Origin of the sequence: Halalkalirubrum salinum, assembly GCF_005543295.1 — an archaeon.
Classification (GTDB): Archaea; Halobacteriota; Halobacteria; order Halobacteriales; family Haloferacaceae; genus Halalkalirubrum; species Halalkalirubrum salinum.
The window spans coordinates 24,363-50,002 of sequence record NZ_SRSG01000058.1 but is presented as its reverse complement, the minus strand read 5'-3'; the positions used below and the strand labels follow the sequence as shown (position 1 = coordinate 50,002).

Annotated in this window: 23 protein-coding genes and 1 tRNA gene; 13 read left to right on the top strand and 11 right to left on the bottom strand. The window is 57.6% G+C overall.

Annotated elements, in window-relative coordinates:
• The first annotated feature begins 79 nt into the window (after positions 1 to 79).
• From E5K03_RS14810 to E5K03_RS14800, 3 genes are all read left to right on the top strand, one after another.
• The gene (locus E5K03_RS14810; RefSeq protein WP_138007569.1) at positions 80 to 814 is read left to right on the top strand and encodes a DUF6517 family protein; all 735 of its coding nucleotides are present in this window, start codon (positions 80 to 82) and stop codon (positions 812 to 814) included.
• Positions 815 to 892: 78 nt separating this feature from the next.
• The gene (locus E5K03_RS14805; protein WP_138007568.1) at positions 893 to 2,011 is read left to right on the top strand and encodes a DUF373 family protein; all 1,119 of its coding nucleotides are present in this window, start codon (positions 893 to 895) and stop codon (positions 2,009 to 2,011) included.
• A gap of 353 nt (positions 2,012 to 2,364) precedes the next feature.
• Positions 2,365 to 2,793 carry a hypothetical protein gene (locus E5K03_RS14800; RefSeq protein ID WP_138007567.1) on the top strand — a complete coding sequence of 143 codons (429 nt, stop codon included), beginning with the start codon at positions 2,365 to 2,367 and terminating at the stop codon, positions 2,791 to 2,793.
• Between the two features lie 20 nt (positions 2,794 to 2,813).
• On the opposite strand, the gene E5K03_RS14795 is transcribed toward E5K03_RS14800, so the two are convergent.
• Positions 2,814 to 4,508, bottom strand: a complete 1,695-nt coding sequence (locus tag E5K03_RS14795; protein WP_138007566.1) for a DNA-directed DNA polymerase II small subunit — start codon at positions 4,506 to 4,508, stop codon at positions 2,814 to 2,816.
• A gap of 525 nt (positions 4,509 to 5,033) precedes the next feature.
• On the opposite strand from E5K03_RS14795, the gene E5K03_RS14790 reads away from it, so the two are divergent.
• A complete protein-coding gene (locus tag E5K03_RS14790; protein WP_138007565.1) occupies positions 5,034 to 5,606 on the top strand; it encodes a S26 family signal peptidase in 573 nt (190 codons plus the stop codon).
• A gap of 75 nt (positions 5,607 to 5,681) precedes the next feature.
• On the opposite strand, the gene E5K03_RS14785 is transcribed toward E5K03_RS14790, so the two are convergent.
• Positions 5,682 to 7,415 carry a Cdc6/Cdc18 family protein gene (locus E5K03_RS14785; RefSeq protein WP_138007564.1) on the bottom strand — a complete coding sequence of 578 codons (1,734 nt, stop codon included), beginning with the start codon at positions 7,413 to 7,415 and terminating at the stop codon, positions 5,682 to 5,684.
• A gap of 849 nt (positions 7,416 to 8,264) precedes the next feature.
• Here E5K03_RS14785 and E5K03_RS14780 point away from each other — a divergent pair.
• The 4 genes from E5K03_RS14780 (at position 8,265) to E5K03_RS14765 (ending at position 11,502) form a co-directional block, all read left to right on the top strand.
• Positions 8,265 to 8,906, top strand: coding sequence for an Era-like GTP-binding protein (locus E5K03_RS14780; protein ID WP_138007563.1), 642 nt, complete (start codon positions 8,265 to 8,267; stop codon positions 8,904 to 8,906).
• A complete protein-coding gene (locus E5K03_RS14775) occupies positions 8,906 to 9,310 on the top strand; it encodes a DUF2073 domain-containing protein (protein WP_138007562.1) in 405 nt (134 codons plus the stop codon). Before E5K03_RS14780 ends, E5K03_RS14775 begins: the two co-directional genes overlap by 1 nt.
• Before the next feature lie 4 nt (positions 9,311 to 9,314).
• Complete coding sequence (locus tag E5K03_RS14770; protein WP_138007561.1) at positions 9,315 to 9,986, top strand: Zn-ribbon domain-containing protein; 672 nt, start codon at positions 9,315 to 9,317, stop codon at positions 9,984 to 9,986.
• 337 nt (positions 9,987 to 10,323) lie between these two features.
• Positions 10,324 to 11,502 carry an aspartate kinase gene (locus tag E5K03_RS14765; protein WP_138007560.1) on the top strand — a complete coding sequence of 393 codons (1,179 nt, stop codon included), beginning with the start codon at positions 10,324 to 10,326 and terminating at the stop codon, positions 11,500 to 11,502.
• Positions 11,503 to 11,524: 22 nt separating this feature from the next.
• Here E5K03_RS14765 and E5K03_RS14760 read toward each other — a convergent pair whose 3' ends face one another.
• Both E5K03_RS14760 and E5K03_RS14755 read right to left on the bottom strand, forming a co-directional pair.
• A complete protein-coding gene (locus E5K03_RS14760; RefSeq protein WP_138007559.1) occupies positions 11,525 to 12,190 on the bottom strand; it encodes a metallophosphoesterase family protein in 666 nt (221 codons plus the stop codon).
• Positions 12,191 to 12,385: 195 nt separating this feature from the next.
• The gene (locus tag E5K03_RS14755) at positions 12,386 to 12,973 is read right to left on the bottom strand and encodes an IMP cyclohydrolase (RefSeq protein WP_138007558.1); all 588 of its coding nucleotides are present in this window, start codon (positions 12,971 to 12,973) and stop codon (positions 12,386 to 12,388) included.
• 114 nt (positions 12,974 to 13,087) lie between these two features.
• Here E5K03_RS14755 and E5K03_RS14750 point away from each other — a divergent pair.
• A tRNA-Gln gene (locus tag E5K03_RS14750) sits at positions 13,088 to 13,160 on the top strand.
• 75 nt (positions 13,161 to 13,235) lie between these two features.
• Here E5K03_RS14750 and cgi121 read toward each other — a convergent pair.
• Positions 13,236 to 13,790, bottom strand: a complete 555-nt coding sequence (gene cgi121, locus E5K03_RS14745) for a KEOPS complex subunit Cgi121 (RefSeq protein WP_138007557.1) — start codon at positions 13,788 to 13,790, stop codon at positions 13,236 to 13,238.
• A 28-nt stretch (positions 13,791 to 13,818) separates the two neighbouring features.
• Positions 13,819 to 16,278 (bottom strand): ATP-dependent DNA helicase, encoded by a 2,460-nt coding sequence (locus E5K03_RS14740; protein WP_138007556.1) that lies wholly within the window; start codon positions 16,276 to 16,278, stop codon positions 13,819 to 13,821.
• An 84-nt stretch (positions 16,279 to 16,362) separates the two neighbouring features.
• On the opposite strand from E5K03_RS14740, the gene E5K03_RS14735 reads away from it, so the two are divergent.
• Entirely contained in the window at positions 16,363 to 16,605 is a 243-nt protein-coding gene (locus E5K03_RS14735) for a ferredoxin (protein WP_137198087.1), read from the top strand.
• 52 nt (positions 16,606 to 16,657) lie between these two features.
• Here E5K03_RS14735 and E5K03_RS14730 read toward each other — a convergent pair whose 3' ends face one another.
• From E5K03_RS14730 to E5K03_RS14710, 5 genes are all read right to left on the bottom strand, one after another.
• The gene (locus E5K03_RS14730; protein WP_138007555.1) at positions 16,658 to 16,891 is read right to left on the bottom strand and encodes a HalOD1 output domain-containing protein; all 234 of its coding nucleotides are present in this window, start codon (positions 16,889 to 16,891) and stop codon (positions 16,658 to 16,660) included.
• 463 nt (positions 16,892 to 17,354) lie between these two features.
• Positions 17,355 to 18,638: an O-acetylhomoserine aminocarboxypropyltransferase/cysteine synthase family protein gene (locus tag E5K03_RS14725; protein ID WP_138007554.1), complete on the bottom strand. Its 1,284-nt coding sequence runs from the start codon at positions 18,636 to 18,638 to the stop codon at positions 17,355 to 17,357.
• Between the two features lie 157 nt (positions 18,639 to 18,795).
• Entirely contained in the window at positions 18,796 to 19,674 is an 879-nt protein-coding gene (locus E5K03_RS14720) for a metal ABC transporter permease (protein WP_394343990.1), read from the bottom strand.
• Positions 19,675 to 19,820: 146 nt separating this feature from the next.
• The gene (locus tag E5K03_RS14715; RefSeq protein WP_138007553.1) at positions 19,821 to 20,561 is read right to left on the bottom strand and encodes a metal ABC transporter ATP-binding protein; all 741 of its coding nucleotides are present in this window, start codon (positions 20,559 to 20,561) and stop codon (positions 19,821 to 19,823) included.
• 1 nt (position 20,562) lies between these two features.
• Positions 20,563 to 21,615, bottom strand: coding sequence for a metal ABC transporter substrate-binding protein (locus E5K03_RS14710; protein WP_138007552.1), 1,053 nt, complete (start codon positions 21,613 to 21,615; stop codon positions 20,563 to 20,565).
• Between the two features lie 336 nt (positions 21,616 to 21,951).
• Between E5K03_RS14710 and pdhA the strand changes: the two genes are divergently transcribed.
• Genes pdhA through E5K03_RS14695 form a run of 3 tightly spaced genes read left to right on the top strand, consistent with a single transcriptional unit; the run spans position 21,952 to position 25,637 of the window.
• Positions 21,952 to 23,061 (top strand): pyruvate dehydrogenase (acetyl-transferring) E1 component subunit alpha, encoded by a 1,110-nt coding sequence (gene pdhA, locus E5K03_RS14705; protein WP_138007551.1) that lies wholly within the window; start codon positions 21,952 to 21,954, stop codon positions 23,059 to 23,061.
• Positions 23,058 to 24,062, top strand: a complete 1,005-nt coding sequence (locus E5K03_RS14700; protein WP_138007550.1) for an alpha-ketoacid dehydrogenase subunit beta — start codon at positions 23,058 to 23,060, stop codon at positions 24,060 to 24,062. The genes pdhA and E5K03_RS14700 overlap by 4 nt, the downstream gene beginning before the upstream one ends.
• A gap of 3 nt (positions 24,063 to 24,065) precedes the next feature.
• On the top strand, positions 24,066 to 25,637 hold the full coding sequence (locus E5K03_RS14695) for a dihydrolipoamide acetyltransferase family protein (RefSeq protein WP_138007549.1): 1,572 nt from the start codon (positions 24,066 to 24,068) through the stop codon (positions 25,635 to 25,637).
• Positions 25,638 to 25,640 lie beyond the last annotated feature (3 nt).

Genomic DNA, 25,640 nt, shown 5'->3' with positions numbered 1-25,640 from the left:
ACCCAATGAGACATCAGCAAACCACTATTTTCTCCCCCGTACCCGCAGTGTCTTCTGAGGTGGCCGCTTATAAATAAACATGGATCGCACACCGATCGCCCAGGATGCTAACAAATCCGCCAAAACCAGGTCGAAAGCCGATGCGCAGTCGATACAGCTCAACCGATCGCGGCGGCGGCTCTTGGCCACAGCCGGCGCGATCGGCGCTGCCTCGCTGTCTGGATGCGTCGTAACCGATTTTGTGACTGGCGAGCAAGTCGAGTTCAACGCCGCACAGGCAAGAGCCAACGAAGACGCGCTTTCTGCGACTGGCTACAGCGAGTACCGGCTTCGAGATCCGGAGGTGACACGTACCCTCGAGGCGGCCGGGCAGTCCAGAGACGTGGTCGTGACGAATCAGGTTGCCGAGTACGATCGCGCGATCGAGGTGCTCGGCGTACGCCTCCAGGGAGCGACATTCACCGTGTTTAGCACACCGCAGGTCGAGCTATTCGGCCAGACGTTTAATCCGGTGGGAGAGATGAGCACTGACGAACTCATCTTGGAGGCCCAGGCGCGGTACGAGTCAATCGATTCCGTCGATCGCGACAGCGAACGGACTGAGACAGTACTTGGATCAGACGTGACAGTAGTTCGGTACCGCGCGGAGGCCAGTCCAGCGAACGCAGACCTGACAATCGACATCACACTCCACGTGACAGAACCGATCGAGGCCGGCGAAGATTTCGTGATCTGTCTGGCAGCACATCCGCGGGTGATCGACGAGACAGACAGCGTCAATCGACTGCTTGCAGGTGTCGAACACGACGCCTAGAGTGTGAGAAATGGAATCACAAGAACGGTCCGAGCCCCCGAAAACACATATGTGGGTAGCTCGCATAGACGCAAACGAATGCAGCTTGTCCTCTGTGTGGACCTAGATAACGATCTCGGTCGAAAAACCGGCTTCGATACCCCGGTGATTGGATACGAGAACGTCGAAGCCGCAGCCGTCGCGCTCGCGACGGCCGATCCAGAGGACTCAGATGTGAACGTGTTATTTCAGGGTCTCCACGTCCACGAGACGCTTACCGCGGAGGAGGACGAGGAGGTAGAAGTCGCAGCAGTGACCGGCGTTGAGGGAAGCGATATCAAAGCAAATCGTGCGATCGGCGAGGAGATCGACACCGTGCTTGCGAGCCTCAAAACGGGAGAAGAGGTCCGCGCAATCGTCATCACTGACGGCGCACAAGACGAATCGGTGTTGCCAGTAATTCGGTCGCGAATGCCGATCGACGGCGTCCGACGAGTCGTCGTCCGGCAGGCGCAAAACCTCGAATCCATGTACTACACAATGAAACAGGTGCTCGCCGATCCTGAAACGCGGGGAACGATCCTCGTACCACTTGGGATTTTGCTGTTGATCTACCCGTTCGTCGTGATCGCAGGGATTTTCGATGTCGCTGGAGCAGTTGTCCTCGGGTTGATTTCGGCGCTACTTGGGCTCTACACACTGTTTAGAGGATTGGGCCTGGAGGAAACAGTCGATCGGACTGCCGATCGGATCAGAAACGGACTCTACGCCGGACGTGTCACGCTCATCACTTACGTGGTCGCATTTGCGCTCATCATCGTCGGAGGTGTCCAAGGGATGAACACCGTCGATACGCTCAATGCAAATACCACCGAGGGATTAGCGCTTCTCACCGCGAGCGCAGGGTTTATTCACGCATCCGTACAGTGGTTCGCCGCTGCAGGCGTAACGAGCAGTCTGGGACAGATCACCGACGAGTATTTGGCCGATCGATTCCGCTGGCGATATCTTAACGCGCCGTTTTACGTGATCGCGATCGCGATTGTCCTGTACGGCCTCTCGGGGTTTTTCTTGCCAGATACGGACGTGTTTGCCCCGTTCGGACTGTCGGATCTTGCGGTCGCGTTGACCGTGGGAACGCTGTTGGGCGTCATCAGTACGCTCACGTTCGCGATCGCAGAGTCGAAATACCCCTCGCGAAGGGATGCCGCTGTGTAGCGTGGGCCACTGGCTCTGTGTCACGGGCTGAAACCTCATATCATAAGCTAGCAGATGGGTGAACCAATCGGTGACAGTGCCGTTCAGCTATCGAGCGAGCTTCGGTCTCAGATTCCGCCTGAAGTCGAATCCTCCCAAACGATCGGTCACAGCGCTGATCGCTGCAGTCGATCGTCGCGATCCAATGATGACCGCGGATCGAGACGCCATACCTGAGCGGTGCGGTACAGACTGGACAGGTGGCAGATAGTGATCGGTACTGCCGCATACGGGATGGGTGGCCGCGTGATGGGATTTGAATCGTTGTAAGCGACGATGAGGATGTTTATTTATGTGTGTCGGTAACATATAGTATGGATATTCGTGACGCAGTGGAAGCCGACGCCGAGGCGCTAGCTGCGATCGCTGATTCGCCAGTCGACGTGATGCGGAACCTCGTCCACGACAGAACAGTCCGGGTCGCCGCTGACGACGACACACGCGCAAGTGATCCCAACACGGACGCAGGCGATACGGGGGCATCACTTCTCGGGTTTGTGAGTTTTGATGCACGAGATCAAACGGTCCACATCACGCAGTTTGGTGGACAGCGATCGGCGTGTGTACAGCTGCTTCGTGAACCGATCCGATTTGCCGAACGCGAAGGAATGTCCGTTGAGCTACTCGTTGAAACCGAACGGGACACGCTACAAGGGGCCGCAGAGCAAGCAGGATTCAAAAACGCCGGTCCTGGCCCGATGTTCGAGACGACGCAAACGATCAGGTATCGCCTCGACCCGTAGTAAGCGTCGAAAAGCAGCGATCAAACGAACTTTCGAACGGTCATATCCAGGGTATCGAGATCGACAATCGGTGCGTAGCCAGAATCAGGGTCAATGTTGACACTCCGCTGGAAATCAGTTTGGGCCTGCCAGCAGCCGCTGTTTACGGCGAGCACATTGTGGTATTTGCCCCACCCGAGTTTGTGAACATGACCGGTATGAAAGATATCCGGGATCGAATCAATAACTAAGTAATCTTTCGTTTCGGGTGCGAGCCGGTTTCGGCCGCCGTACTGGGGCGCAACATGGCGCTTTTTCAGTAGCTGATACATTGCTTTGTGTGGCTCGTCGTAGCTCGCTTTGTCCTCGGGGAGTTCGGCAATGACCTCGTCCAAAGAGATGCCGTGGTACATGAGAATCGAGACGTTTTCGATCGTCACGGTCGCAGGGTTGCTGACGATTTTCGGATCGTGGACATCCATAATCGATCGGAGTTCCTCGTCGAATCCCGGCTGTGGCTCCGCGAGTCGGACCGCATCGTGGTTACCGGGAATCATGACGATATCGAGGTCTCCGGGAACCTCTTTGAGATATTCTGCAAACTGTTCGTACTGCTCGTAAATGTCGATGATATCGAGCTCTTCGTCTTGGTTTGGATAGACGCCAACGCCCTCAACCATATCGCCGCAGATGAGGAGGTATTCGACATGTTGGGCTTCGTCGGTGTGAAGCCAGTCGGTAAAGCGGTGCCACGCCTCGGCCATGAACTCCTGGCTGCCGACGTGGACATCCGAAATGAGCGCGGCCTGGACGTGGCGATCGGCCGTGCTCGGACGGTAGGTCCGCGGCACGTCAGGGACGTGGAGCGAATCGACAAAGAGAATGCCTGCGTCGTCGGAGAGCCGACCCTGTACCGCGACACATTCGTCGAGTAGTAACTCCGCAACCAACTCGGCGATCGGCTTGTCTTTCGTTATGAGACACGGAAACGTCCCCGTAGTGTCTTCAAGTTCGATAAGCCAATGACCACTTTTTGTTGATCGAATGTCGTTGACGAGTCCAATCATCTCGGCTTCACTTCCGCCAGGCATCGTCTCGATCGCCGTCGCTGGTCGATGGTTGACTCGGGTCTTCAGAAGCTTCGAGAGCCGCTCATAGCGGTCGCGAAAGGTCCGAACGAACTCCTTGTACTCGCCGGTGCCGGTGCTTCGACCAGTCATGTCGTTTGTAATCGAGAGCGATCGCTGTGAGGAATCCCTCGGAGACCGATCAGACGAATTACCGGGAGAGTGATCAGACGAATTACCGGGAGAGTGATCAGACGAATTACCGGGAGAGTGATCAGACGAATTACCGAGAGACCGATCAGACGAATCACCAGTGGGGTTCACGTAACCTTGGTCGCTCTTGGGATTAGCTTCGGTAACTCGATCACTTCGTTCGGATGTGGACCGTGCTGTAACCCCCTTTGTTTCGACTGGAGAATCGGTCGGCTGCACCGCTTCGGTAGATGCTGGCGAAAGCTGCGGTGGATCCGAAACTGGGTCGGTCTCGAGGATCGATCGTACGTCCTCAACGGTAATGCGGAGCACGTCGTCGTCAATCGCCTCAACGACAGCTTCGACCGCGAGCTGTGGCTCATCGGTTCGAGACAGTACTGTTACGGCGTCACGATCGGCGTTGTATCCGTGGAGGGCTAACTGTTGTACGATGCTCACAGGCGTCTCCGAAGGCACATCGATAGTATGGTATCGGTTCGGTGAAAAGGATAGCGGGACCCGGCTCGGTGAAAATGATAGCGGGACCCGGCTCGGTGAAAACGATTGAGCGACCAGTCACAGAGTGGAGACAGAAGGTTGAAAGCTGGCGATCAAGAAGAGTCATCAATGAGTGGAGGGGACGAACAGTCCGATCGATCGTCCGAGAGGACCGGCTCAGACAACCGAACCGGTCGACCTCCAAACGATCTCCCCAGTGATCAATCAACTGTGGATACGGAGCACTCGTCTGTAGACGAAGAGCGATTATCTACCGCTAGCAAAGCTTCGGATCAGATCGGTGACAGCGAGCGAACCCCGCTAAACGACAATACGCCACGAGTGAAGAGCGAACAGACAGATTCTCGCTCGCAAAATCCAATCTACAGGCTCTACCACGCGGATGAAGGGCCATTAGTGTTCCTCAGGGAGATCCTACTGAGCGTTATTATTGTACTGCTGATTGGTGGATTGCTCTTTGGAATCAGCGGTGTCTGGCCTCCAATGGTGGCGATCGAAAGCGGGAGCATGGAGCCAAACATCAAAACGTACGATCTTGTGCTGGTCACCGAGCCCGGGCGACTCACACCCGATTCCGCGGATAAACACGGAATCGTAACCTATCGAGAGGGGGAGGCGAGCGAGTACACGTCGTTCAATAATCCCGGGTCGGTTATCGTATTTGACGAGCCAGGCGGAGTTGGCCCACCCGTAATCCACCGTCCACACTTCAGTGTCGATCGCGGAGAAAACTGGGTCCAAACCGCCGATGATCGGTATACAAACGGCCGTGACTGTGAGGACCTCGAAACCTGTCCTGCCCCCCGAGACGGCTACATCACCAAGGGCGATAACAACGGCGCCTACGATCAAGTCAACGGCGTTGCACCGGTCGTCGATGCCGAATGGATCACCGGAATCGCCCGGCTTCGGATCCCGTATCTCGGGTGGATCCGCCTCGCATTTACCGGCCAAACCGTGTTGGGGCCGACCGTGCCGCTGTCGACGATCGCGATCGTCGGCGGACTCTGGCCGGCAATTGGGAGACGACCGGAAGCACAGAAACCTCGCAGGTAATCCCAACCCAAAGGGAACAGTACAGCCAGACAAAGCAAACAGTACAGCCACATAAAGGACACAGACTACTGGCAGTCAGTTATCGAAGCGCGCTTGAACAAACGGCTGAACGTTGTCAAGATCGCCAAGTCGTGAATCAGACAGGAGGACAGCCTCCGTCTCGTCGATCGGCACCGAGAGACTGATCTCTTTGGTCCGACCGTAGCGACCCTTCGAGACGACAACCGCGTTGACGATCCCGAGCATATCTAACTCAGAGATGAGGTCAGTTACGCGGCGCTGCGTGAGCACATCTGCGTCGAGTTCCTGACAGATACGCTTGTAGATGTTGAACACCTCACCCGTGTTGATATTGTGGACTCCATTTTTTTCGAGCAGAATGATCGAAAACAGGACAATCTTCGATTGGGTTGGCAGCGTACGGACAACTTCGACGACGCGATCAAGCTCAATCTTGTCCTGTGCCTGTCGGACGTGGGATTCAACGATGGTGTCTTGTTGGTCTCGCTCAGCAAGTTCACCTGCGGTTCGGAGCAGATCGAGCGCCCGCCGGGCGTCACCGTGTTCCTGGGCGGCGAACGCTGCACAGAGCGGAATGACGTCGTCTGAGAGCGCGTTGGGTTTGAATGCAATGTCCGCGCGGTGTTGGAGAATATCTCGGAGTTGGGTCGCGTCGTAGGGCGGAAACACGATCTCCTCTTCGCCGAGTGATGATTTGACCCGTGGATCCAGAAAGTCCGTGAACTTGAGATCGTTTGAGATCCCCATAATCGAGATCCGAGAGTTTATCAGTTCAGAGTTCATCCGCGAGAGATTATACAGTGTGTCGTCGCCAGACTTTTCGACGAGTTTGTCGATCTCATCAAGCATAATAACGACAACACGTTCACGATAATCGACGGCGTCAAAGAACGTTGAATACACCCGGTCGGTTGGCCAGCCGGTCATCGGCACAGGTTCCATGTCAGCACGATCGGATTCAAGTTCGTCGATCCGCTCCTCGAGAGCCTGTCGAGAGTCAAACGATCGATCGATCCGATCGAACTCGACGGTATCGAAATCTGTACCCTCAGTCGTTGCAGCAAGACGGTCGGTGAGATACTCGAGCCGTGATTCGATCGCCGCCCGGTTCTGCTCGATAATCTTATTCGCGAGTTGTGCGAGGACGCGGTATTGGGTGTCAGTCACCTCGCAGTTGATGTACTGGACCTCACATGGAACGTCGTATTTTTGTGACGTCGATTCGAGCTCTTGGCTGACGAACTTTGCACTCGCAGTTTTGCCGGTTCCCGTTTTGCCGTAGATGAGAATGTTGGATGGCGTTTCTCCGCGGAGCGCAGAGACGAGAATTGTCGCCATCTGGTTGATTTGGTCGTTCCGATGCGGTAACTCGTGAGGGGTGTAGGAGGGACGAAGGACTTCTTTATTTTCGAAGATCGGTTCACCCGCAAGGAGATCGTCGAACAATCCTTTGTTTTCAGACTCCTCGTCGGTCTCTAACATTTTGTTAAAATCGAATCTGGTCGAGGATCGATCCCGACTGCGGCTGGTATCTGTTTTAGGAGAATTATTCACGCCAGTCTCTGAGGTATCTATGACATCAGTCTCTGAGGTATCTATGACATCGGTCTTCGCAGTCTCTAAGCTGTCTATGATATCGGTCTCCGTCGTGTTTGAGTCGCCAGTATCACCAGTCTCAGTGTCTTCTCCCCCAGTATCGCTCTGTTGACCCATCCACGTCTCGATATCTTCATCAGGTTTGATTCGGTCGGATTTATCTGGATCGCCTGATTCATCGATATCTTGCATGACTGTATCTACGGTGGTATTGCGCGATTGTGAAGACTCTTGTTCAGAGCTCGGAGGCGGCGTATCGTCGTCTTTTGTATCGTTGTCGGTCATATTCCCCCAGGAGCGGACAACCCCCTTGTTTCAAGTGGAGCTTTTCGGCAGCGAACCGATACTCGTCGATTTTACCGATTAATACAGCGTTTTCCGAATTCGTTAGTAGACGGTGACTCCACGTGATGCAGTCGAACCAGACGAACACGACCAACAAAAGTGTTACTTATCTATCTGTTGGTATGTGGATAGTACAGACGAATTGATTTGGTACACTCACAGACATATCTCACCCCCCACCCCTTTGTTTCGGGTGGAACACTCTCCAAGAGAGGGTCGAATTATATCGCTGTTTGTATTTAATTGAGAAAATTTTATATAATATACTGTATAACAGTAACCGCGTCACAGGAAGATAGTATATTACGTAATAATATATTCTTATTTTTATTAGAAAAATAGCGATAAATACTTCTCGAGACTATCCGGGTTGTCTATTTGTTCGTGTTCCAGTTGAAACAAAGGGGTGGGGGGCGACAGTACTCTCGATATAGTCCCGCTCGGGACTATATTACGAACACACCGTGGGAGACAGCAACACGGAGATCGAACGAAGCGAGGGCCGTGATAAGCTGCCCTCGGCGGACAGCTGTTTCTGATCCAGATATATTTGGGACTACAAGAGTCAAAACCAGTAATTAGGGACTGATTTCCCACGTCTGACGTAGTACTTAAGTGTGCACAGAGTGGAAGATAGGCGTATACGCCCTCCAGCCGTCCGATCGACCGGACGCCAGGGAGGCGCGGGAGGTCAGGATGGGTCTACTTACAAATCTCAAAGACAGCATTTCAAAAGTAACCGATCGGCTGTTTGCCGACAGTGAACCAAAACGCATTGGAATCTATGGGCCGCCAAATGCAGGCAAGACGACACTCGCAAACCGGATCGCGATCGATTGGGCAGGAGATACCGTCGGTCCTGAAAGTCATATTCCACACGAAACTCGTCGTGCACGTCGCAAAGAGAACGTCACGATTGAGCGCAATAACCAGACGGTGACAATCGACGTCGTTGACACTCCTGGAGTCACGACGAAAGTCGATTATAAGGAGTTTCTTGATCACGATATGGAAAAAGAGGACGCAGTTCGCCGATCGCGCGAGGCGACAGAAGGTGTTGCCGAAGCGATGCATTGGCTCCGCGAAGACGTCGACGGCGTGATCTATGTGCTTGATTCGACACAGGACCCGTTCACGCAGGTTAATACGATGTTAATCGGAATCATCGAAAGTCGTGACCTCCCGGTTCTCATTTTCGCGAACAAAACCGATCTCGAAGACGCAAACGTCCAGCAGGTCGCAAACGCATTCCCACAGCACGAAACGGTTCCGCTGTCGGCCCTTGAGGGGAATAACATGGATGAAGTATACGACAAGATCGCGGAGTACTTCGGATAATGCCTGAAGCGAAACCCACAAACAACGACAGTGCATCGGCCGATGAAGGTGTTCAGATCGACCTAATAAGCGGTGCTCGGATGGATGGACTCGCAAGTATGGAAAAAATTCGGCTCATCCTCGACAGCGTCCGAGACGGAAAAATTGTCATTCTTGAAGAAGGATTGTCACCCGAAGAGGAATCTCGGCTTATCGAGGTGACAATGTCGGAAATCAACCCTGACGGGTTCACCGGACTCGAAATCGAGACGTATCCAAGCACACAGGCAGCCACCAAGGGCCTTCTCGATCGAATTATGGGTCGGGAGTCGACAAAAAAACTCACCGTTATTGGCCCGGCGAACCAGATCAAGACATTGCATAAAGACGAGACGCTGATCAGCGCACTCGTTTCACGCAAATAGAACGATGCCTCATCAGTGTACCAACTGCTCCCGCACGTTTCCCGACGGCTCAAAAGAGATGTTATCTGGCTGCCCAGACTGTGGTGGAAATAAGTTTCAATTTCATCCTGGATCGATCGACGATCTCACTGAATCTTCCGGCTCGCCGCAGTCTGAATCTTCTGGCTCGCCGCAAACCCAATCTTCCAGTGCAACCACTTCATCAGCTCAGACACCTGCCCCCCCACAGGATCCACCACCAGCCGGAATGAATACCGTCGACACTCCTGTTTCCTCCCGGAGTGACAATGATTCTAGTTCTAGTCGATCGGATCGCTCAACCGAACCCGGCAGTTCGGAGAAACAATCACAATCTGGCACTTCCAAAGAAGATACCGCTCAGGCAAGCGCTCGATCTGATGTCGTCTCCCCTGCCGAAATCGAGGCTGCAAAACCTCACGAAACAGATACTGACGCCCCCGTCGCCGATGACGCTGGTGGTGATCGTCCGGACATTGAAGAACTCAGAAACGAACTAAACGAACAGTTTGAGAGCATCAAAATTCTCAATCCTGGCCAGTACGAGATTAATCTCATGGAGTTGTACGATCGTGATGAGTACATTATCTCCCTGCGTGAAGACGGGAGATATGTCATCGAAGTACCGGATGCGTGGGGCGTTACCGATCGGGAGTGACGCGCTCGTTTCTCTATTTATTCCTTTGTTTCTTGTGCACCTACTCGAGAGGTAGTATCTCGAAGGATGGTGGTTTGCAGTCGAAATAAAGGGGCTCAAAGTTGGAAACTGCCAATTATAGATTGAGTGTATCAAATACGACTGTTGATCGGTAGGAATGTAACCAATCGAAATCAGTTGTCTCCACTTTTGTAACCGCAAGGCCGGAACCTGTGGAATCGGCAACCGTTGGACAAGTGGACAACGTTATCTGATTGCCCGCGCTACGGTGGCGCATGACCGAGTACATCGCACTTTTGGACATGCGTCCACTCGATCGACCATCGGGAGGGTGTCAATGCGCGTAGTTGCCAAATTCGGCGGAACGAGCCTTGGAAGCGGCGATCGGATCAACCGTGCTGCGGATTCTATTGCGAACGCAGTCAACTCCGGGCATGAGATTGCTGTCGTCGCGAGCGCGATGGGGTCGACGACCGATGATCTGCTTGACGAAATCCAGTTCGAGGCATCTGACGCCGATCGCGCGGAGATCGTTTCGATGGGCGAGCGCACGAGCGTTCGGATGCTCAAAGCGGCGCTCGAGTCGAGAGGGGTCAACGCAGTCTTCCTCGAACCTGGCCGCGACGAGTGGCCGATCATCACGAACGACCTCGGTGAAGTTGATGTCGAAGAGACCACAAAGCGCGCTGCGGCGCTCGAATCGAACCTCGACCATGTCGTTCCCGTTATTACCGGATTCCTCGCACAGAACCACGCTGGAGAGATCACGACTCTCGGACGGGGTGGATCCGACACGACGGCAGTCATGCTCGGCAAGTATATGCATGCCGACGAGGTCGTGATCGTCACTGATGTCGAAGGTGTCATGACCGGAGACCCTCGCGTGGTTGAGGGTGCGAGAAACGTCGGTCAAATCACCGTCGACGAACTCAGAAATCTTTCGTTCCGGGGCGCTGAAGTCGTCGCACCGAGCGCGCTGTCGTACAAATCCGGCCAGATGGGCGTTCGCGTGGTCCACTACCAACACGGTGATCTGCTCACCGGTGGGACACGGATCGAAGGGCAGTTCGAGAACCTCATCGACATGCAAGAGACGCCGCTTGCGTGTATCACTGTCGCGGGCCGAGCGATTAGAAACCGGCCGGGGATCCTTGCGGAGCTCTCACAGACACTTCGGGAGGCCGATATCAACATTGACTGCGTCGCAAGTGGGATGGATTCGATCACGTTCTATATCGAAGAAGACCTCGCCGAAGAGGCTGAAGCGCTGTTACATGAGCAGGTTGTATCCGATACGACGCTCTCGAGCATCACCGTCGACGGCGGTGTTGCAGTTATTCGTGTGACCGGCGGTGAGCTCCCAAACCGTCCTGGTGTCGTTCAGGCGATCCTCTCGCCGATCGCCGAAGCGGGAATCAACCTCCACGACGTGATCACGAGCGCTACCTCCGTTGCGCTGTTCGTCGACTGGTCCGATCGTGAAGAGACACTCGAAATCGTTCAGTCAGAGTTCTGAAATCGCAGATACTACCCTGTACCTACCGCCCCTCGTAGAGCCGATCGGCCAGCGATTCGGGAAGCCCAACGTCTCGTATTGCCGCTGCGACGCGATCGATATCGTACTCGACTCGACAGAGTTCAACAGACAGCGCTTCGGTATCGACGACTGCGTACGCCGCTCGCGGATCTCCATCGCGCGGCTGGCCAACGCTGCCGGGATTCATGACAATCCCGGATGAAAATTGCTCAGCGGCTTGTTTGTGCGTGTGACCCATCACGAGTACCGATCCATCGACCGTTTCGAGTAATCGCTCGCTGAACTCGTGTGGGAACGTGTACCGATCGGGGTCATCTGGGTGGCCGTGGACGATCACAACTGTGCCGACGTCGACGCGTTCTCTCGCCGGGAGCGATCGAAGCCACGCGATTGACTGGTGATCCAATACTTCGCGCGTGTATTCGATCCCCGCTCGTGCCGCACCGTTGAACCGGAATCCCGTCTCTGTAACCGCCGCACGATCGTGATTCCCAGAGACCGTTGGGATATCCTGCTCTCTGGCCCACTGTGTGCACTCGTTCGGCCACGGATTGTACCCGACGAGATCGCCCGCACAGACGAGCTGGTCGACCGGTGGCATATCAGTCAAAACGGCATCTAATGCTGGCTTGTTTCCGTGCACGTCAGATAGGATCCCGATGTGCATACGCGGTGATCAACGGCGAAGACGTATATATCCAGCCTCGAGGAAAACGACGCTCACCAACCTTGTCAGAAGTCTCTTCGCAAAAACCCTACGCGGTAGTCACTGGCTGGGTCCGTTTTCGATCGGTATCTCCACGCGGTCAATTTTCGATCGGTATCTCCACGCGGTCAGTTCTCGATCGGTATCTCCACGCGGTCAGTTCTCGATCGCCATCTCAACGCCATCAGGATCGACAGTCACGCCCGCAGCACAGACTGCGTGTTCGAACGCCGCCTCGTAGACTTCGCTTGCGGCTTCGGTCGCATCTGTGGCTTCGAAATCGTACGCTTGTGGGCTATCGTGTTCGTACGTCGCTACAAGCGTGGGCTCGGTCACCGTTTCGACAATCAGCGCGTCGTGGCGGACGATGGCGATCGTCGCGTCGGCTTCGGTTACCACGCCGGCGATCCGTGGGGTATTGTAGTCGTCTTTTTCGAAATCCAACGCCAGCAGGCTCAACGCCAGCGCGTCTCGAGCGGGATAGCCCATATCGACTTTTTCGGCGATCGGATCGACGTGTGAGCCATTCCCAACGATCGCCATAGAGTCTCCGCCACCGGGAGGGGTCGCAGTTCGCACGCAGTTATACGAGACGTAGGGATTGTCGGTTTCTGGCGCATCGGGAGTCGGACCTACGGTTAGCGTTTCATCCCGATCGAGAATTTGTCTGTTCGGGAACGATCGAGAGGAGACGCGATATGCACCGATGCCGGGGGCGACGACAACAAATCGTCCGATGTACATGCGTTTTGATCCCACCTATACGGTGTTGTATCTACCGATCCCCGACAAAGCGGTTCAATCACCGCAGCGAGAGAACGACAAGGTTTTGTTATTCACCTCCGTTCTTTCGACTGCAGTCCCATGGGGTAGTGGCCAATCCTGTTGCCTTCTGGGGGCAACGACCCAGGTTCGAATCCTGGTGGGACTAGTTTTCAACTTTGTTCTGTAATCAACGGCTACAGAGAGTTCCAGTTGAAATAAAGGGGATTCCATACGACTCGATTCATTTTGAGACATCGAGCAGTGCAACCCGCTCACGGACGATCGCATCGCGATCACCATCGACGAGGCGCAGTTCAGAATCCCCGATCGAAAAGAACCGGTCTACTAATTGCGGATCGTACGATCCGATCATCTCGCCGGAATCACACAGCAACTTGAGCGCATCGATCGCAGTATTCACACCACCTTCATCGGTGGTTTCCGAGCCTGACGACGATTTGCGCTTACGCTTTTCGACAACAATAAACACGACCGACTGTGGATTCACTGCCTCACCAACCCCCATTTCAAGTGCATCGGTAATCTGGCGCCTCCCAGCTGCGTACAGTAAGATTTCGACGGCCGGATCGCGGGCAATCGCCTCGTTTCGATCGATCGCTCGTTCGGCCAGCTCAACTGCTCGCCGCAGGTGTTCCTCGGAGGTCACGTACTGAGCGTTGACAGCCTGAATAACGGTTTCAGTTCTCGTTGCGATCTGCTCGATCGATTCTAAAAACGCATCTAGATCGTCGATCGTTGCCGCTCCAGCGAGCAGTTTTGGCTCCCGTGCGATCATCTGAATTCACCACTGATCGCTCGTGAGATCATTCAAAATCACCAAGGCTCGACTGATCGGGAGAGTCACCGGTTGCGGCGTCGCTCGAAGCTGCGGACTCAGTAGATGTTGCTGTGTCCGCCGACGTCTCGGGTAGCTCAGCTTCACGTATGCCGTCCATCGATGGGTCCTGCCGGCCGACGTTTGCCAGGATCTTTTCGGCGGTTTTCCGTCGACCCCGAAGCGCAGCCAACACGCGCCGTTTGTTGGCTTCGCGCAGGTTCGATCGGCTCGTAATTCCCGCCTCGTACAGCCGTCGGGCGCGCTTTCGACCCACTCCTCGGACGCCAGCGAGGTCGAGTAACTCCTCGCGAACGCCGTACTCGATCCGTTTTTTTGCCTCGCGGATCGCCACGTTCGACCCCAACCCGAGCGTTCCCGCAAGCTCTTCGGCCGCCCCGAGAAGCCACTCGGCGGTTTCGACCTTGCCGCGGATGTCCCCGGGGCCGACGCCGTACCGTTCGGTGATTCGATCTTCGTCCACTTCGAGCGCCCAATCTTCCAGTAGCTTTGCGGTTTTCAGCGCCGAAAGCCACTCCTCGAACCGGACCTCTTCGAACTCGGAGGGGGTCAAGCCCAACAGCTCCGATTCGCGCTCGTAGCACAGTTCGGTGTACGTCTCTTTGTCCCCGGACTTGAGGTACAGCTCGTACATGTCGGGGGTTCGACTCACGAGGTGATACAGGCCCAGCGGTGTCGGCTTCGCTGGCTCGGTGTCGGTCTCATCTTCAGCACTTGGCCCATCGGTCTCCGATCGACCGCCTGGCCCGTTAGCAGACCGTAGTTCTCCAGCCGAAACGAATCCCGTCGGTTCGCTTTCTTGTCCGGTTCCAGCTCCCTTCGATCGACCATACCGCCCAGTGGCTCCATCTCCCGACTCGGCCGCACGGAGTCCGTCGATGATCTCCGCAGCGCTCATCGGATCGAGATAGAGCCGCGAGACGGTGTGGCCAATCGACGTTGCACTCAGGGTATCGCCGTCACGCTCGATGAATTCGTTCGCATCGAGATACGCCAATACGGCGTCTGTGACCTGCGCAAGTCGATCGGTGGCCCCGCTCGCTTCCGCTTGCGCCGCGTATAGCGTTCCGTCGAGAAACTCCAACAACCCTTCACGGGTCGTTGCGAACCCGGAGGCGATCGTCGCGAGTACGTGCGTTCGCAGCGCGGGTTCGGCGGCGAGTTTCGAGCGGACGGGTTCGGGCTCTGCCCAGATGTAGCGATCGAACAGCTCGTCCATCTCGTCGGCGTTTTTGGCCAGCAAGACGGCTTCTCCGTAGGGATCGAGACCGGGTCGCCCGGCCCGCCCACACATCTGGTGGATCTCAAGGACGTCAAGCGGCTTCATCCCGCCGAACTCGCCGTCATAGCGCCGCCAGTCGCGGACGATGACCCGCCGGCTCGGCGTGTTGACGCCGGCGGCCAGCGTCGGGGTGGCACAGATCGTCTTCAGCAACCGATCGCGGAAGGCGTCTTCGACGATCGAGCGGTGTTCGGCGGCCAATCCCGCGTGATGAAACGCCGCGCCGCGCTCGACGGTCGCCGCCAGGTCGTCGCTGGTTTCGGTATCCGAGACGTCTCTGATGTCGTCGGCCAACGCAGCCAGTGCATCTCGCTCATCGTCGTCCAGATAGCGATCGGTCACCTCAGTCATCCGCCTGGCCGCGGATTCGGCGTTCCGCCGGGAGTTGACGAACACGAGCGTTGAGCCGCCGTCATCGAGGGTATCTCCCACGATCGCCGGTGCTTGTCTCCCACCGGACTCAACTGCTACCTCGGTCTGGCTTCCGTCGTCGAAGTTGATCGCGTTGCCGAAGTGGACGCCCATCCGGAGGTCGATCGGCCGCCACTCCGATTGAACCAACGCGGCGTCGAGCCAGTTTGCGATCTCTGCGGCGTTGCCCACTGTTGCCGACAGCGCGACCATCTGCACCCCTGGGTTTACCGTTCGGAGCTTTGCGAGGGTCACCTCGAGCGTCGGTCCGCGGTGGCGATCGTCCACGAGGTGGACCTCGTCGGCGACCACACAGGCCAGATCATCGATCCACGGCGCGTTGTTTCGCACCAGTGAGTCGACCTTCTCAGATGTCGCGACGATGATGTCCCGACTCGCGAGCCACTCGCCGCTGGCCTCGTAGTTGCCCGTTGAGACACCCACAGAGATACCGTACTCCTCCCACCGTTCGAACTCTGCCTTTTTTTCGCTCGCGAGCGCCCGCAGCGGGACAATATAGAGGGCCTTCCCGCCGCGTTCAATCGCCGACAGCATCGCTAACTCGGCAATGAGCGTCTTCCCAGAAGCGGTCGGGACCGAGGCAACCAGGCTCTGGCCGTCGGTCAGTCCCTTCTCGACGGCTTCCGCCTGTGGCGGATACAGCGATTCGATCCCCTCCTCCCGGAGGTGCGTTGGGACCCCCGCGGGCAATCCGGGGATCTCCGAGGGCTTCATTACCCGAGGTTGGCTCGTGGTCGGGTTTAAATTGTCGGACCTCACGCCGGCACCGCTTTGTAGCCCGCCCCCAAACGAGTGCGTATGCGCGTGGAGTTCGATCGCGAGACCTGTATCGGGATGTTCCAGTGTGTCGACGAGTGGGAAGCGTTCGTCAAAAACATGGACGAAGGAAAAGCCGACCTGGTCGGCGCGGAGGAACACGATTCAGACACGTTCGTGCTTGAGGTTCCAGACGGCGAGGAGCTGGACGCGAAGTTCGCCGCCCGGGTTTGCCCGGTCGATGCGATCTCGGTCTACGACGATGACGGCGAACAGATCGTCTGATCAGGTTTCGTCTCAGGAAACGTTCGAATCGCGCTGGCTCATTCAAAACTGCCTACGGCTCTGTCGTCTCGGCCCCGTCGCAGACGCGTATTCTTCCATCGGCGTGGACAAATACCATCCACGTTTCAATGGTGAGGCGAAGTAGTATCTCCGCTTTTTCACTCCCAGGATGATCGAACAGCATGTCCACCGCATCTGGATCGACGTACTCATACAGCGGCGTAGACGCTAATGGATTCTCGTCAGCAGCCGCTGTCACTGCGTCAACGATCGCCTCTGCCGGCAATTGATTGGGCCCTTCCTCCGAGCGCGAATTGACAACCGATGGACACTCCCGATACACTGTTTGATTGGGGGGACGATGTAGTAATTGTACGCGTTTATCCATAATTAATATGACTGTTTATATATGCTGCATTTAAACGAATAATATAATTGGTGCCACAAATCGGTGAGCAACTTGCGCGGTTATAATCAGCACGTACCAACTGCTGTAGAGTTCTACAGATCGTCCCACGAGCAAAGACGAGCCTCGCGAATGAGGCTCGCGGGGCTGTGTGGAGACAACGTCGATCGGCTCGGTGAAAGACGGCGCCGTTATATCGGTATTCGATACGTCAGGACGGCCGTCGTCGCGAACGCACGACGAACTGCGAACCGACTCTCGTCGATCCGCACACGAGGCTCAGGACGCGCTCAATTTAAATTCCGCTCAGATTCTCAGGACGCTGGAATTGCCTCCAAACTGATTATGCTTCTTCGATCGCCTGGTCGAGATCGGCGATGATGTCGTCGACAGTTTCGATCCCGACAGACAGGCGGATCATATCGTCGCTCACGCCTGCGGCGAGTTTCTCTTCTTTGGAGAGCTGCTGATGCGTCGTCGAGGCGGGATGGATGACGAGGGTCTTTGCGTCGCCGACGTTTGCCAACAGCGACGCGAGTTCGACGTTCTCGACGGCCCCCTTCGCGGCGTCGTAGCCGCCGGCGAGCCCAAACGTGATCATCCCGCCGTAGCCGCCGTCGAGGTATTTTGTGGCCTCTGCGTGGGTTTCGTGGCTCTCAAGACCCGGGTAGTTCACCCACGAGACGCCAGGGTGATCCTCGAGGAACTCCGCGACGGCCATCGCGTTCTCGCAGTGTTTCTCCATCCGAAGCGGGAGGCTTTCTGACTTCTGGAGGACAACCCACGCGTCGAACGGCGACTGTTGGTTGCCAAGATCCCGTAGCCCACGGGCGATCGACGCCGTCGCGAACGCGGCCTCACCGAACCGTTCGACGAAGTTTACGCCGTGGTAGGCGGGGTTGTCTGCGGCGATCTCTGGGTACTTTTCTGGGTACTCGCCCCACGGGAACGACCCGCCGTCGACGAGCGCGCCGCCGACCGTCGAGCCTGCACCGTGAATCCACTTCGTCGTCGACTCCCAGACGAGATCTGCGCCGTGTTCGAGCGGACGACAGAGGTACGGCGTCGCGAACGTGTTGTCGATGAAAAGCGGCGCCCCGTGGTCGTGGGCAATCTCCGCGATCCGCTCGATGTCAGGCGTCACGAGCGCGGGATTGCCGATCGTCTCGAGGTGGACGTAGGCGGTGTTCTCGTCGATCTCCTCGGCGTAGGCGTCGTAATCGAGTGTGTCGACAAACCGTGTTGTGATCCCCCGGCGCTCGACGGTGTGTGTCAGGTAGGTGTAGGTCCCGCCGTACAGCGAGGACGATGAGACGATGTTGTCGCCGGCGGAGGCAAGCAAGAATGTCGCCAGATCGAACGCAGCCATCCCGGAAGCGGTCGCGGCCGCGCCGACGCCGCCCTCAAGCGAGGCAAGGCGCTCTTGTAACATCCCAACTGTTGGATTCATCAGCCGCGAATAGACGTGCCCGGGCTTCTCTAGGGCGAACTGTGCTGCAGCGTCCTCGGCGTCTTCGAAGACATAGGACGTCGTCTGGTAGATCGGCGGCGCTCGCGATCCGGTCTCGGCGTCGGGCTCGACGCCCGAATGGATGCTTCTTGTCGCAAAACGGTGATCATCTGCCATACTCGTCTGTACTCCGATCGGCCTGATAAAACTGCATTCTCTCGGCGAATATATGTCGTTGTACAACCCACCAGCAATTATTTCCGGAATGCGGTCACAAACTGATAGTTCAGATCGTCTCACACGGGATGTCCGATAAGTCGAGTAATCACACCGCCTATCGCTTGCCGGCGGCGACGGCGAGAACGTACAGGCCGACTGCAACGAGAACAATCGTCCCACCGGCGGTCGTCTCGTAGGTGTACGAGAGGCTGATCCCGACAAGCACCGCGATTTCCGCGAGGATGATCGAGCCAACCAGCGCCTCCCGAAAGCCGCGGGCCAGTTGGGTGGCGGCTGCGACCGGGACGACGAGCATCGCCGCAACGAGGATAACGCCCATGATCTGCATCGCGCCGACGACAACCATCGCGGTCAACATCGTCATGATGCGGTTATACCACGGCACATTGATCCCGGCGACCCGGGCGGCCGTCTCGTCGAACGTCACGTACAACAGCTGTTTGTAGGTGAGCGTCACGACGGCGACGATCACGACGAACAGACCGATCAGCACGCTCGCGTTCGATTTTGAGACCGTCGAAAGATTCCCGAAGAGATACTGATCGACACTGACAGTCAGTCCGCCGGTGTTGAGGCTGATCAACACCGCCCCCAGTGCAAAGCCCGTCGAGAGCACGATCGCCATCGAGACGTCGTTGTACGCCCCGGTCGTCTCGCTTATGAGTTCGATCGCGAGCGCTGCGATCATCGCGACGACAACCGCGGTCAGGTACGGCGAGATCGACACCGACACCATCGTGTTCACGAGCAGCCCGATCGCGACGCCTGCGAAGGCCGTGTGTGCCAGCGCGTCGCCGATGAGCGCGAGCTGGCGGTGGACAAGAAAGGTTCCGATAAGCGGGGCCATAATTGCGATGAGGATCCCGACGAGGAACGCCTGCTGCATGAACCCGTAGGTCAACATCTCGATCCCGAGTTCGATCGCGACGCGCTCGATCGCGTCGTTCCACGCCTCGACAATACCGAACAGCACACCCGAAATCGGGTTTGACTGTCCCGGAATCGTCCCGACCACGTCCAACGCGACGGCGAGTGCTGCTCCGACCACGTCTAACGCGACGGCGAGTGCTGCTCCGACCACGTCTAACGCGATCGTGAGTGCTGCCGCGACAGCGGCGATCACTCGCCTGTCACCTCCCCGATTGCCATCCCGTACGCTCGCGAGAGGGCGTTGCTGTCTGTGAACGCCGCCGTCGGCCCATCGAAGTACAGACTCCGATTCAGACACAACACCCGATCGGCCCGTCGTATCACCGCATCGACGTCGTGTTCGACCAAGAGCACTGTCATTCTGTCGTCGTTCAACGAATCGAGCAGATCGAAGAAGCCGGCAACAGACTCGGTATCGACCCCGACGGTCGGCTCATCCAACACCAACAAATCCGCCTCACTCGCGAGCGCGCGGGCGATGTACGCCCGCTGTCGCTGCCCACCCGAGAGGTCCATGATCTGCCGATCGGCTACGTCGGCCATGCCGACGGTTTCTATCGCCTCGGTCACGCGCTGTTTGTCTGTCCTGTCGATCCGGCCAAACCCTGCGTTCGGAAACCGCCCCATCCGGACGACTTCTCGGACGGTAATCGGCATCCGTGAGGCGTTCGCTGTCACGTCTTGGGCAACGTAGCCGACCCGATCGCGCTCCCGAAATGACCGTGCCGGATGGCCGAACAGCTGTATCGATCCGTGATCGGGCTCGTGCAGGCCGAGAATCAACGCGAGCAGTGTGCTCTTGCCGGATCCGTTTGGTCCGACGATCCCAACGTATTCGCCGGCATCGACCTCGAAAGAGATCCCCTCGACGACCGGCGTCGCTGTGTAGCCGAACGAGACGTCTTCGACGGCTATCTGTGGGTCCGACATATTACAACGGTCCGAAGTTTCGCCACTCGTCGTCGAACGATGTGTCGGGCTCACTCGCACCGAGGATGATCTCGAACGTCTTCATGTTGATCTCTCGGGCGATCTCGAGGTATCCCCATCCGTTGTCAACCCACCGTTTTGTCGTCCCGGCGTAGGGAGTTACCGGGTAGTATGCCTCCACATCGGTCTGTTCGAGTAGTTGTTCGGCGGGCCGGCGTGGCTCAAAAACCGCCGCGCCGATGTGTTCGATTCCGTTCTCGGCGATCGTCTCTTGGGCACGGCGCATGTCTGCGGGCCGGACGTCGTTGCTCGCTGCGAGGTTCGTCACGAGCGGTTGGATCGTCACGTCGTAGCGTTGCCCGATGTACTCGAATGCGTTGTGCGCCGCCAGAAAGACGACGTCGCGATCGCCCGACTCGATCATGTTCGCCCACTCCTCGTCGACTTTTTTGAGCGAATTGACAACCGCTTCGGCATTTTCGGCGAACGTCTCCTCGTGATCGGGGGCGATCGTTGTGAGTCCCTCGCGGATGTTTTCGACGGCTGCGGTCGCCCGGATCGGATCGAGCCAGAAGTGTGGATCTTTGCCGCTGCCGACCTGTTCGTCGGCTTCCAAGGAATCGGCGAGATCGATCAACTCGACCTCTTTGCGTGCGTTTATTAATGCGGTCTCAGCGTCGTCGTCCTCCTCAAGGGTCTCGATCGCCCGATCGGCCCACGGCTGGAAGTCCTCGCCGACATGGATGAATCCGTCGGCGTCGATGATGTCGCGCGTGATCGACGGATCCGGTTCCCACCCGTGGCCGTGCATCCCCGTCGGAACCAGGTTCTCGACGCGCAGTGGTGTCCCGTTTGCGATCTTTCGGCCGAAGTCATAGAAGGTAAAAAACGACGCAACCACGGTGTATTCACTCGCGCCCTCGTCGGCGTCGCTTCTCGGCTGCCCGCCGGCCCCAGTACAGCCGGCGATCGACGGGAACATCGCCGCTGTGACGGCCCCGCCGCAGGCCTGAAGCGCCTTTCGGCGCGGTATCGATCCACTCGTGTTTCTCATGGTACGTTACACGACGCAACGACATAAGTATATTCTCATCTAATCTAATTTTTAGACTAATCTAATTCACTCGGTACTCTACTTCGTCTGCAAACCATCACTTGGTGACTTGGCCGTGTTCGACTCCGGGTATACAATTAATTATTATATATTTCTGTCCGAAAGCCCTATATTTTCAGGTTATTACTCTATCTTACGACATATTATTTCGCATATGTAGAAAAATGCTTGTTTCCGTGTGTCTGTCTGGCAGAATTTCGCTGTATAGTAACGATTTTACGAAAACCCTATACATCGCGGCAGAGATTGCTCAAGCATGCACAGGTGGATCAACGTATGAGCGTACTCGAACGCGATCCGGGCGACCTCGTACAGGTACTGGACGAGGACGGAGCCGTCGTCGGTGAGCTCCCCGATATTGGCGACGAGACGATCGTCCAGATGTATCGCGACATGGTGTTGGCTCGGCACTTCGACAAGCGAGCGGTGAGCCTCCAGCGACAGGGGCGGATGGGCACGTACCCACCCTTATCAGGCCAAGAGGCCGCCCAGATCGGCAGCGCCCATGCCCTCGGCGACGACGACTGGCTGTTTCCGAGCTATCGCGAGCACGGCGCAAGCTTTGTTCGGGGGATTCCGCTGGATCAGACGCTGCTGTATTGGATGGGCCACGAGGCCGGCAACAAGGTACCCGACGATGTGAACGTGTTCCCCGTCGCGGTTCCGATCGCCACCCAAACACTCCACGCAACAGGCGCAGCGTGGGCCGCATCGCTGAAGGGCGATACTGACACGGCCATGTTGTGTTACTTCGGCGACGGCGCAACGAGCGAAGGCGACTTCCACGAGGCGTTGAACTTTGCGGGCGTCTTCGATACGCCGAGCGTGTTCTTCTGTAACAACAATCAGTGGGCGATCTCGGTCCCCAGAGAGCACCAGACGGCCTCGGAAACGATCGCCCAGAAGGCAACCGCCTACGGCTTCGAGGGCGTGCAGGTCGACGGGATGGACCCGCTCGCGGTGTACAAGGTAACCCGCGAAGCCCTCGAGAAGGCCACCGCTGCAGCGCCGCCCGACTCAGGCCGGCGCCCGACGCTGATCGAGGCGGTCCAGTATCGCTTTGGCGCACACACGACCGCTGACGATCCCTCGGTCTACCGTGACGCCGAGGAGGTCGAGCGCTGGCAGGCGAAAGACCCTATTCCGCGGCTCGAATCGTTCTGTCGCGATCGTGGCCTCCTCGATGACGAGTCGATCGAGGCGATCGACACTGACGTCACAGATCGGGTTGCGGAGGCGATCGAATCTGCCGAATCAGTCGCCCGACCGCTCCCCGAAGCGCTGTTCGAGTCGGTGTACGAGACGATGCCCGATCGTCACCACGACCAACTTGCGGAGATCGAAGCCCTCCGTGCGGAACACGGCGATGAGGTGTTTTTTGAATGAGCACACAAGAGACAACAGGACAGACCCAGAGTTTGACGCTAGTACAGGCCGTCCGAGACGGACTCTACACCGAGATGTCCGCGGACGAAGATGTGATTGTGATGGGCGAAGACGTCGGCAAAAACGGCGGCGTTTTCCGAGCCACGGAGGGACTCTGGGAACAGTTTGGCGACGATCGGGTGATTGACACACCGCTCGCGGAGTCTGGGATCGTCGGCACCGCGGTCGGCATGGCCGCCTACGGGCTCAAACCCGTTCCAGAGATCCAGTTTTCGGGCTTCATGTATCCGGCTTTCGATCAGATTGTGAGCCACGTCGCCCGGCTCAGAAACCGAAGCCGTGGCCGGTTTACCTGTCCGATGGTCATCCGTGCGCCCTACGGCGGCGGCATCCGGGCACCCGAACACCACTCCGAGTCGAAGGAGGCCTTTTATGCCCACGAGGCGGGGCTGAAAGTCGTCATGCCATCGACGCCGTATGACACAAAGGGGCTTCTCATCTCGGCGATTCGCGATCCCGACCCGGTCATCTTCCTCGAACCGAAACTCATCTATCGGGCGTTCCGGGGAGATGTGCCCGAGGACGAGTACACTGTCCCGATCGGCGAGGCCACGACCCGTCGGGAGGGGTCGGACGTGTCGGTGTTCACCTACGGCGCGATGACTCGTCCCACGATGGAGGCCGTCGAAGAACTCGCCGAGGAGGGCATTGACGCGGAGATGATCGACCTGCGGACCGTCTCGCCGCTCGATCGCGAGGCGATCGTCGAATCGTTCAAAAAGACCGGGCGGGCGGTCGTCGTCAATGAGGCGCCGAAAACCGGCAGCCTCGCCGGTGAAATCACGGCGATCATCCAGGAAGAGGCGCTGCTCTATCAGGAAGCGCCAGTTAACCGCGTCAGCGGCTTCGATGTCCCGTATCCGCTCTACGCCCTGGAGGATTACTACCTCCCGAACGCTGCCCGTATCACCAAAGCCATAACCGAGACGGTGGAATTCTAACCGATGGCGACGAAGGAATTCAAACTCCCCGATGTCGGCGAAGGTGTCGCCGAAGGCGAGCTCGTTAGCTGGTTCGTCTCTCCCGGCGATACCGTCACCGAAGACCAGCCCGTTGCAGAGGTCGAAACCGACAAAGCACTCGTCGAGGTACCCTCGCCGTACAACGGAACGGTGAAAGAACTGCTCGCCGAGGAAGGCGAAATGGTCCCGGTCGGCGACGTGATCATTACCTTCTCAGTTGGTGAGGAGGGCGATGAGAGCACCGAGGCTGCCGAGACTGAAGCGGGCGACGAAAGCGACGCCGTCGCTGCTGAGGAGACAGCCGATGCTGACGTGGGCACAGCAGAGACTGAAACACCCAGCGGACGGGTGTTCGCGCCGCCGAGCGTCCGGCGGCTTGCGCGGGAGCTGGGCGTCGATCTGGCGTCGGTCTCAGGCTCAGGCCCCAGCGGTCGGATCACTGAGGGTGACGTTCGTGCCGCCGCAGAGGAAGCCGAGGCGGACGAGGACGCACCCAAACCGAAATCCTTCGAACCGAGCGGCCAATCGGCCGTCTCGAAGGACGGCGAGTCGGTCTCGGGTGCTGGACTCGCTTCGAGATCGGGATCGGACACCTCGGTTGGTGAACCGGCCGATGTCGAAGCGGCAGGGAGAGACCGGACCCTTGCGGCTCCGGCGACGCGGCGACTGGCCGAGGAGCTGGATGTCGATTTGGACGACGTCCCGACGGACGAGACACGTGACGGCGAGCCGTTCGTCACGCCGAAAGCCGTCGAGGCGTACGCTGACGCGGTCACAGCGGCGAAACAGGCTGACGTAGCGGCAACACAGGCGGACGCAGCCGCCGAGCCCACGGCCGGTGCTGCTGCCGAGGGCGTTCGCGATCGCATCCCCTACCGCGGAGTCCGCCGAACGATCGGCGAACAGATGGAGCGCTCGAAGTATACCGCGCCGCACGTCACCCACCACGACACAGTCGTCGTCGACAACCTCGTCGAGACGCGCGCGGAACTCAAACCAGCCGCCGAGGACCGCGACGTTCGGCTCACCTACATGCCGTTTGTGCTGAAGGCGATCGTCGCCGCGATGAAGGAGTTCCCGATCCTCAATTCGACGCTCGACGAGGAGGCCGAAGAGATCGTCCTCAAAGACGAGTACAACATCGGCATCGCGGTTGCGACCGACGCGGGACTCATGGTTCCGGTTGTCAAGGACGTCGATCGGAAGTCGATCCTCGAACTCGGGGCAGAGATCGCCGACCTCGCTACCCGCGCCCGCGACCGAAAGGTGAGCGTCGAGGAGATGCGTGGGGGAACATTCACCGTGACGAACTTCGGGGCGATCGGCGGCGAGTACGCGACGCCGATCATCAACTACCCCGAGACGGCGATCCTCGGACTCGGCGCGATCGAAAAACGGCCCGTCGTCAGCGAGGACGAGGTCGTTCCCGCGCACACGCTTCCGTTGTCGCTGTCGATCGATCACCGCGTGATCGACGGCGCGGAGGCTGGTGCGTTCACGAACGAACTGATGCGGTACCTACAGAACCCGTCGCTGCTGCTTTTGGAGGCCTAACAC